Source organism: Bradyrhizobium sp. WSM1253, assembly GCF_000244935.1.
Classification (GTDB): Bacteria; Pseudomonadota; Alphaproteobacteria; order Rhizobiales; family Xanthobacteraceae; genus Bradyrhizobium; species Bradyrhizobium canariense.
The window spans coordinates 114,398-124,285 of record NZ_JH600072.1 but is presented as its reverse complement, the minus strand read 5'-3'; the positions used below and the strand labels follow the sequence as shown (position 1 = coordinate 124,285).

The 9,888-nt window shown below is 58.2% G+C and carries 5 protein-coding genes and 1 pseudogene; 1 reads left to right on the top strand and 5 read right to left on the bottom strand.

The window, feature by feature from the left end:
* The first annotated feature begins 1,797 nt into the window (after positions 1 to 1,797).
* Positions 1,798 to 5,178 carry an AAA family ATPase gene (locus BRA1253DRAFT_RS00550; RefSeq protein ID WP_009859247.1) on the top strand — a complete coding sequence of 1,127 codons (3,381 nt, stop codon included), beginning with the start codon at positions 1,798 to 1,800 and terminating at the stop codon, positions 5,176 to 5,178.
* A gap of 47 nt (positions 5,179 to 5,225) precedes the next feature.
* Here the strand turns inward: BRA1253DRAFT_RS00550 and BRA1253DRAFT_RS00545 are convergent, their stop codons facing one another.
* The 5 genes and pseudogenes from BRA1253DRAFT_RS00545 to BRA1253DRAFT_RS40790 form a co-directional block, all read right to left on the bottom strand.
* Positions 5,226 to 5,417: a hypothetical protein gene (locus BRA1253DRAFT_RS00545; RefSeq protein WP_009859246.1), complete on the bottom strand. Its 192-nt coding sequence runs from the start codon at positions 5,415 to 5,417 to the stop codon at positions 5,226 to 5,228.
* A gap of 192 nt (positions 5,418 to 5,609) precedes the next feature.
* On the bottom strand, positions 5,610 to 7,223 hold the full coding sequence (locus tag BRA1253DRAFT_RS00540) for an NAD(P)-binding domain-containing protein (protein WP_009859245.1): 1,614 nt from the start codon (positions 7,221 to 7,223) through the stop codon (positions 5,610 to 5,612).
* Positions 7,224 to 7,840: 617 nt separating this feature from the next.
* Positions 7,841 to 8,890, bottom strand: a complete 1,050-nt coding sequence (locus BRA1253DRAFT_RS00535; RefSeq protein WP_009859244.1) for an HD-GYP domain-containing protein — start codon at positions 8,888 to 8,890, stop codon at positions 7,841 to 7,843.
* An 88-nt stretch (positions 8,891 to 8,978) separates the two neighbouring features.
* Entirely contained in the window at positions 8,979 to 9,302 is a 324-nt protein-coding gene (locus BRA1253DRAFT_RS00530) for a PilZ domain-containing protein (RefSeq protein WP_009859243.1), read from the bottom strand.
* Positions 9,299 to 9,888: pseudogene (locus BRA1253DRAFT_RS40790) on the bottom strand (DUF2336 domain-containing protein); the annotation flags it as partial. The gene BRA1253DRAFT_RS00530 and the pseudogene BRA1253DRAFT_RS40790, both read right to left, overlap by 4 nt.

Here is a 9,888-nt window from a genome sequence, read left to right as displayed (position 1 = left end):
CGTTCGAAAAGTGCGCGCTTTTGCGGGTCGCTCGATCGCCTGCTCATAAGGGCCAAATCCGCGGCATCGGCACGGAGTTTGTCCAATTTTTCCCTTAGGTCCGCCATGGTATCGGCCCCGTCCTAGACCCACCTCGCCATGCGTCACGGGATGCAGGTCAGCGGCGGAACACGCTATGGGTTCTTCGTTAATTGATTGTTAGGCCGATATTCGTGAGGGCCGAGATGTGTGAACCAGCGCCCGCTGGCCTTGCCGAACGCGTCTGCGGCTATCCGATCAATGCTTCAGTGCGCACACGTGGTCACGAGCAGCATGGTCCGGCTGCATTGCCAATCGGACCCCAACATTGGTTCATGGACTCCACGAGGAGTACCGACGGCCATAGTAGTACCAGCCGCCACCAGAACAGCGGCGGTCAGCGCGAGCATTCGACAGGTTGCCAAGTTCCACTTCATTGCGCTTCCCTCCAGTGGAAGCACGCATGCTAGGCTCAGGAATACCTCCCGCTTGTGAACTACTTCACACGGCCTTCCCTAACAGTCATCACAGTCGCGTACAGCAAGCACGCTGCGTCAACCGGCGGCCCTCGAGGCGCTAGGCCCCCGAGGCGCAGTCATACGTGATGCTGCAGTCCCCAGAAGGCGATCAGCAGAAGGGCTGCGGCCCCAATTTCCAGCAATAGGAGAATGGCTTCCAGCATGACGAATCAAGCCCCGCCCAAGGGAATCATACACATGGGTGAAACTTAGTCATCGTGGACTGGCCTGCCCCGGGCCCGATCTGATCAAAGAAAAACCCGCCGGCCTAGGTCCGCCGGGTTCTCAATTCCCATTCCTATCCCAGTGCTCGTCACCAGTCCGCGATAGGACCTGTTCTAGCGCTGGGCGATTGACGGTGTGTTACTTGCGCATCGCGCACCACCGGGCAAACCTGAGCCGCTGGAGCGCCTATACGGCACGGATCAGGCGCATTCCGACTTCAGGTGGTGCCCGGGAAGCTCCTGCCTCCTCAGGCCACCTGCCCTTCGTTGAGGATGGGACGGACCAGTCTGCTGCGTTTTTCAGGTAGGCCGCGGCGAGGCATCCAGCGCCAACTCGCGCTATGTGTTCGCCGCCAACGAGACACCACGTCGCAGTCAACGTCTTCGATAGATCACGCCTTCGGACTGTCCCATACTCCAGGCGATTCCGACCATGATTTGGATCAAACAGAGCGAGAGCTTCAATTGGTTGAACTCTCTTATGAGCAAGAGCAGCTGTAGCGATCGAGCTCGAGCTGGCATTGGCAGATTTAACTCGTAGCAAGTCGCCGTAGAAATTCATGCCGACTCCCAGGCAGTCAACTGAAATCTGTCCCATTCCAACTACTTGCCGTGGAGAGTCTAGAGGAGTGGATGTCCTCTGGCTTTCTATGATTGAACTTCAAACGCCTTAACGGCGGCGAGCTTCCCCAATCTGCCGGTTGAGCGGTCGACCAATTCGGACTCCTGATCAACATGGAGACTGCGGAGCGCTCGACATCACCGTGCCACCCTCGTCGCTGACCATGGGATCTCCTCATGAGCGATGTAGGGACAGAAACGACAGCCACAGCCGTCGGACGGAACACTTACCATGCTTCAAGAGGTATTTAGGTGCGACGAATTGCGAGGCTGTTCACATATACAGGCCAGACAGCATGCTATTGTCGGTGCGATAAGACCGAACTGCTTTGAATGGATATTCGAATGCGATGAAGTAGCCGAACCAAGGTTTGGCTCTGACATGCTGAAACTTTCGTACACACCAGGGTCCGGCCATGGAAATCAAGACTTGGCTGAGAAGGCTAGGGCTGGGACAGCATGAGTCCCTGTTCATCGCGAATGCCATCGATTGCGATGTGTTGCCGCAATTGACAGAAGGCGACTTCGAAAAGATCGGCATCCCACTTGGCGACCGCAAGCGCCTGATGAATGCGATCAGTGCGCTTCCCTCAAGCCCTCCCTCGGCTGATGCGAATACTGCAGTTGCGCAGTACGCGGAACGCCGCCACCTCACGGTGATGATCTGTGACTTAGTCGGTTCGACCGCTTTGACGGCACGGCTTGATCCGGAAGATATGGGCGCCGTCATAGATGCCTATCACGCTGCTTGTGCTCGCATCACGCGCTCCTATGACGGCTTTCTCGCCGACTTTCGCGGCGACGGCATCCTTGCGTATTTCGGCTATCCCATTGCGCACGAGGACGATCCCGAACGAACGGTGCGAGCTGCACTGGATATCATTGCTGCCGTCGCACGGCTCGAAACCCGCGCAGGAGAACCTCTCGCCGTGCGTATCGGCATCGCCACCGGCATGGTGGTAGTCGGCGACCTGGGTGGCGAGGGTAAGCTTCGGGAGCATTCCGTCGTTGGGGGCGCTCCTAATATCGCGGCTCGCGTGCAAGCCTTGGTAGAGCCGAATACAGTGGTCGTCGCTGATTCGACGCGCCGTCTCCTTGGCGATATCTTTAATCTTCGCGATCTTGGGGCCCACCAGCTCAAGGGCATCAGCGCGCCCGTCTGCGCGTGGGCCGTTCAGGGCCTCTCCGCTTCCGAGAGCCGCTTTGAAGCGGTGCGTCCGGCAGAGCGCGCCCATCTCATCGGCCGCGATTCCGAGTTGGAGTTCCTGTTGGAACGTCAGCGTTTGGCTCGCACCGGCGAAGGCCAGATTGTTCTCCTCTCCGGCGAGCCGGGTATCGGGAAATCGCGCCTAGCAGCCGCTCTGGCTGAGCGTGCAGCTAAGCATCAACCACAGATGCAATTTCGTTATCAGTGCTCGCCTTATCACGCCAACAGCGCACTTCATCCCGTGGTCGAGCAGTTGGAAAGGAGCGCCGGGTTTAAGGCGGACGATTCGGCCGAGATGCGGCTTGACAAGCTGGAGGCGCTGCTCGCGCTGAGAGCGACGCAAGTTCAGACGGTGGTACCCCTTTTTGCCGCGCTGCTATCGATTCCGTGCGAGGATCGTTATCCGAAACTGCAGCTAAGCCCCGCCCAGCAGCGTCGCCGAACGCTTGCCGCGCTCCTCGATCAATTCGAGAGCCGTTCGCGCAAACAGCCGATCTTCTTGCTCCTCGAAGATGTTCAGTGGGCCGACGACACCACCCTCGAATTGCTCGACCTCGTCGTAGAGCGAGCCCGACAGTTGCCTATTCTTGCGCTGGTTACCTTTCGACCAGAGTTCGAGCCTCCCTGGACTGGTCTTGCAAATGTCGGAAGCCTGATCCTCGGACGGCTCAACCCAGATGATGTCAAAGGTGTGGCCACGCAGGTGGCTAACGGTCGCGCGCTTCCGATCGACGTGATGAAGGAGATCGTCACAAAGACTGACGGAAACCCGCTCTTTGTGGAGGAACTCACAAAGGCTGTCATCGAAGCAGGCATCCTGGTTGAATATCAGGATCGCTATCAGCTCAGGGGGCCGTTACCGCCTTTCGCCATCCCGGAAACCCTCCATGACTCCCTGATGGCGCGGCTCGACCGCCTGCACTCGGTGAAGGAGATCGCCCAGATCGGCGCCACCATCGGTCGCGAATTTTCCTATTCCTTGATGCTGGCTGTGGTAGCTCGAGAGGACCCATGGTTGCAGCATTCCCTCGCCGAACTCGAGGAGGCCGGACTTATTTTCCGCCAAGGTGAGCTGCCGGATGCAATGTACAGCTTCAAGCACGCATTGGTCAGGGATGCGGCTTACCAAAGCCTGCTGAAGAGACGGCGACGGCAACTTCATGCTCAGATAGCGCGCGCCCTAGAGAACGGATTCAAGGATGCCGTCGTGAACGACCCTGAAATCCTTGCGCACCATTTCACCGAAGCCGGCATGCTCGAGCAAGCGACGGACTATTGGCTCAAGGCTGGAAAGCGCGCGCTCGGCCGCTCTTCCAATGCCGAGGCCGTAAAACATCTCACGCGAGGAATGGAGCTAACCCAGCAACTGCCGAGCTCGCCACAACGGGACCGCAAAGAATTAGATTTTTATCTGGCCCTTGGGCCTGCAGTTGCCGCGACTGAGGGTGATGCCGCGCCTGAAACGTCGCGGGTCTTCTCACGGGCTCGCGCGCTGCTTGGCGAAAGCGCCAGCCTAGAAGAACGGATGACGATCCTGTGGGGCAACTACCTAGCCCACTTCATGCGCGCGGAGTATGGCTCAGCGCTGGAGGACGCCCGGCACTGCCTCGCGTTGGCCACAGAGTATGAGCATCCCGGCGTGTCCGTCCTAGCCACACGGTTCATTGGGCAGTCGTTGCATTTCACGGGTGCCTTCGCCGATGCACGCCAACACCTCGATCGCGCCCTCGCACTATGCGCAACCAATCCAGCCACGATCTCGACCTATCGCCGCTTCGGAGTCGATGACGCGGTGAATAGCCTGGCGTGGCTCTCGACGACGCTATTGGTCCTTGGCTATCCTAAACAGTCTACAACAATCGTCGAGCGCACAGAGACTCTTGCCCGAACGAGAGAACAAAGCTTTACGACAGCCCTGGCTCTGGGGAACATAGCCGTTTTGGGCACAATCGGCGGCGACGCAAAGCGCGCCTTGGCTCACGCCGACGAGGCGATATCGCTCAGCATCGAGCATGAATTTGCGGCAATCGAACGAAGAGCACGTTTTTTCCGTGGAGCACTGTTAGCCCAAGCAGGAGACCTTCAAGTCGGGATTGAACTGATGCGCAACGCCTTGGCGGCAACTTACCGCAACTCTGAGCGATGCCGCCGCACTGTGTACTTGGGCCATCTCGCCTTCGCCCATGCCCAGCTCGGAGAACCTGAAGTCGGACTCCGTCTGCTGGACGAAGGCGTTCAGCTGGCCGAAGCAACAGGTGAGAGGTTCTTTGAGGCCGAGCTGTACCGTCTTAGGGGCAGCATCAACCTAATACTCGGGAGGCGTGACCAGGCAGAGGTCGAACTGAAGCGAGCAGTGGCCATTGCGCGGCAACAGCAAGCCCGCTGGTGGGAGTTGCGTGCCTCGATCTGCCTCGCGCGGCATTGGTGTAACGAAGGCAGATATTTCGAAGCTACGTCCCTCGCAAAACCAATATACTCTTGGTTTACCGACGGTCGGGATATGCCCGATCTGGAAGATGCCAGGAATCTCGTGGACGAATTAAGCTCAATTTCAGCACCGAAAGAGAAGCCAGATCACGGCAAATGCTAGCCAACGCCGCCCAACATCATGGCCGGCGCAAATTGATTAGCGCCCGATCAACGCCTGCCCTTCGACTGCTTTCGAGACTTCCGACCCGTTCGTTCAAGCTTGCTAAGGGCGCTCTCGACATCCTTGATCGCCTTTTTGAGCTGATCCTCACGCTTCCCGAGAATGGTTTTGAGTTCTCTCCGCTGCTTGGCGGTCAATGTAGTAAAATCGATCACTTTCGTAAATGCGATGAAGGCCATTGCTAACCTCACGATGATGGTGGTCGTCAGGCGGTGATCACTACGTGCAAGGCAACAAACTACAATATTCTCCAATACGACCTTTAGTCAAACGGCATTTCCACAATACTCAATTGGCTTTCTGTCCACGGAGCATCCGTCGAGCGTAGAATAGATCGTCGCGTCGCACCTCGCGAGCATAAAGTCGCTATGTCACCTCCCCTTTTTCTTCTTGAGCTGCGTCGTTCGCGGCGGGCGCTTCGTTGGGGCAGGTCGGGCGGACTTTGCAGCCGGAGATTCGTGCTGTGGCGTTGATCGTAGCAACAAGCCACGCAGCGTGGCAAACTGGTGCTGATCCAGCTGATTGGCGAAGCTGTCGAAATTAGCAGCGTCACTGCCAAGCTGGCTCAGCCAAACAAACGCATTGTCCAAGGTCCGCAGCTCAGGCGTCTGATATGACAGCAGATCGCGGTAATAATTGGCCGAGTCGTCGCAAAACAGATCACGCGCGATTCCGTTTACCAGCCGCCGCACTCCATACTTTATACCCGTGATGGCCGCTCCTGATATGCCGTGGCTCAGAAACGCTCCGAACGTGAAGTTGTGTATTCCTCTAAGGAACGGAGCGGCGCCGCGGTGCCGCTCCGTGAATTCAAAGGTGTCACCCAAATAGGGATAGCGTGCGAGTGACTCGCTTTCCTCGCCCGATGGAGGCGTGAAGCGGTCGCGCCAAAGGGCTATTTGTTCAAAAAATAGGGCGAGCTCGGGACGCGCTGAGAGATCCGGTTCGACACCGCTCGCAAAAATCATGAAGTCGAATTCGAATCTGCGATTCCTGCTTCGAACCCTTGCAGTACCGCAAGCTTCGTCGATGGAAGTCCATGCGCAGTCGGGGTGCCAGGCGAAATTCTCAAACTCGCGGCATCGCCAATAAGCGTCTTGTGTGGGGGGGACCGGAAGCTCGTCAAGAATGTGGCGCATGAACCGCCAGCGGTCCAGGTCCGTCAGCTCACCGAAGTGGCCCAACATACCGGCAAAATTCATCCAAGTGAGTGGGTTGACCCGCGGCATCTCCGAACGGCGGAAGCAAAGGTCTACTCGCGCCGCGCCCGCCTCAAGCGCGAGAGCTGCGTTGTCAAAGGCCGATGCCCCGGCACCAAGGACGCCAATGCGTTTTCCCGTAAGCTTGCGAAAATCGATATCATCGGCCGAATGTGCATAAAGATCTTCCGACAAATCAGCGACCAGAAACTTAGGAGCGGCCCACCTGCCACTTCCCTCAAAGCCTGTCGCAAGAATGATCTTTCTTGCATATACCCGCTCAATCCCTTCGGAACGACGAAGATGGGCAAGGAAGATACCATCCGCCGGTTCAATCAAGATTAGTTCGACCTCGTTCTCAACCGGGAGATCCAGAACGTCTCGGTACCAATCCAGATAAGAACGCCATACCTCCTGAGGGAGGGTATCTATGCGACCCCATGCTCGCCGCCCAAATTTTTCCTCGTACCAGGCCCGTACCGTTAGACTCGGGACGCCGAAATCAATTCCAGTCACCTCCTTCGGCGTGCGCAACCGTTCCATCCGAGCGAAACTGCGCCAAGGTCCTTCGAAACCGCGTGGGCGGCGATCGATGATCCTGAAGTTTGTTATGCGCTCAAGCCTCAAACCGAACGCGATTCCCAGTCCGCTCTGTCCAGCGCCGACAATCAGCACGTCCAGAACCGGTACTCCGTCTACAAATCGCGGGACTGTCCACTCCCGAGCCGGATAGTCCAAATAAGTCAGCTCGCGTCGAACGCGCTTCGTGAGTTGGGACACGCTCATGGGACGTTCCTGCCGATGCGCTCTTGTAGACGTGATGTTTGCATGCTTGCAGTTCGGCTTAGTTCTGTCCCTTTATAACAGGTCCGAGTGCAGAAAATCGACCGCCCGACTGCCATTGGGTTTTGCACGCACCGATTTTGGCCCGCTACACAGCGGACTACTTCTTCTGCGGTCACTCAATGCTGGTCCACGTGACATCGAGCCATCATTTGCCTCCGATCGTGAGACACGCAACATCGACATTCACCGCGCGTATCCGTGACGATCCGATCGTTAACGGACCGAAAGACTCAGGCTAGCTCGCCAGCAGGTAGCCCCCGAGCGGCGAGCTTAGTTGCGGTCCTGACGAGGTCCCTGCCCGCCAATCGACATAGTGCCGAATTACACGGGTCCATTCATAGCTCGTCACCGTAGCTTTTTGCGCGAGCTCCGCCCGGATCGTCAAAACTTGCAATGAGTTCAACGTTTTGGCTAGCGTTGAGCTCCGGGAACGGAAATCATCGGCGCCGGTCAGGATGTCCAAGATGGGCCCAGAAGCCGAAGTGCATGGAAATAAGACCGCCTCCGATCAGCCTTGAGTGAGACGTGGAATATTCCTGCATAGGCTCGAGCAGAATTCATCTGCTAAGCGCGACATCCTTGAAAGAGGCGACTAGCGCCCTCTCCAGCTTTCCCCTGATGCCACAGAGAATCTCGTACGCCGCCGCGCGTGGCATTGTCGGTTTGTACGGCCGGTGTTCGATCAGCGCCGCAAAGATATCCGAAATGGTCAGAATGCGCACGATGTCGGTGATGTTCTCGGCGCAGAGGCCGTCAGGATAGCCGCTGCCATCGAGATATTCGTGATGATGCCGGACCGCATCGAGGACTTCGGGTGAGATGTCCACGTGCCCTTTCAGCACATCGTAACCCACCGCCGGGTGAGTTTCGACCAACGTTCGCTCCTCGTCGTCGAGGCGTCCTGGCTTGTCCAGGATCGCCAAGGCCACCCTCGCCTTTCCTATGTCGTGGAACATGGCAGCAGTGGAGAGCCGTTCAAGGTCACTTTTACGGAAACCGAGGCTGAGGCCGAAATCGACCGCGACGCCGGTCACGAGCAGGCAGTGCTGGAACGTTCCCTCGTGATGGCGCCGCACCGTGGCCAGCCATTCGGATAGCCCATGCTCGGAAATCCGGTTGGTGATCTTGCGTCCGGCCTCTTTGGGACCGGCGACGTCGACCCGCTCCCCGAGGGTGATGGAGGTGAACATCGACGCAATCGCGGTTGCTGCGGCCTCAACCGCATTGTCAGGCTGCGAGATGCCGCTCGTCGACCCAGTCTCTTCGCCGGCTGGATCGGCCAAAGCGGCCAGGAGCTTGGCCGGCTCGATCTTGCCAGACAACACCAACGTTGCGCCGAGCGCATAAGCTTGCGAGATGCAAACGTGCGAGGTTTGCTCGACGAGGAAGATGCGCTTCTTTGCTATGGCGAACCGGGCAGCTCTCTTTTTCAGCGCGGCAATGTTTGCGACCGCCCGCAGGTCGGCACGGACGACGACCGCGGCAGCAGCGTGCGGAAGCTTTGCTTCTACATCGAGCCGCTCGCCGGCAACGGTGAACTGCCCTCCAAAAAGCGAGCAGAGCCCGAAGAGCTTCTCGGAAGTGTCGGCCAATACGTGCACGAGCATGACTGGTGCCTTCGTTCGTGGGGTGCCCGGCTGAATGGGCCTCGTCGGTGGTCCAAGGTCATTGGCTCACTTGGATAACACCGCTCGCTCAAGTTGGTTTGTGCGCGCCTCTGTCGCTCGCTGTCGTTTGGGCCTTCTTGCCATTTGCTTGGACAAAGTGGACGCCAGCCGTGGTTCCGTCGATCCAGACCAGCTCGCAACGTCGATAGGCCAGTCCCGTCGACGACAGCAGCATGAAGAACTCCTTGGCCGAGAGAACATCGAGCGACCCTTCGACTTCGATCTTGGCGCCGGTGTTCGAGATATCGAGCAAGACGCAGCTTCGGCGCCAGGTGCCGTCGGAGCCCATCAGGTTCATGGGCTGTCTGTTGTCCATGCGCACCCGAGACGCCTTGCGACCGTCGAATTTCATTGGTTTCCTGCCGATCTTGCAGTGCGACCGTGGGCGCCCGCGGAGATTTCTCCCCAACGAACGGACCATTGGCTGGTCGAGAGATGAAGCGTTTCAAACAGCAACTGAGCTCGTGCGCGCTCGCCTAGTGAAAGCCCCGCGCCGCGAGTGTTGAGGACGGCCAGCGTGGTCTGCCAATTCAAGCGCGATGCCCGGCACGCCATAACTGGGCCTTCGTAACCGGAGTCTGCCATAACCTGCTCGATGGCCTCAATCGGTGCTGCCGACAGCACCGACAACGCCGTGAACAGGTTGGCTGTCTCACGCCGGATCGCGAACCGATTGACAGTCGAGTCGCTCAGCTTTCCGCTCCGATTGAGCGATATGATCTCCGGCCTCGCAGCGGCGTACTCAGTGTCGTAAGGTCGCTTCGCTGTCGCTAATACTTGCGAGGACGCGTCTGCGTTGGAAGCCGTTAATCGCCGGCCGTGGCGATGCCGACAGCAGCTCCCGAACCACCATGTCCGGGGTGTCTGGCCTCAGTGTCAGCGCTTTCGTGATCTCGTCGTCCTCCACAGCCCTACGGATCAAGTTGGCATAGGCCGCG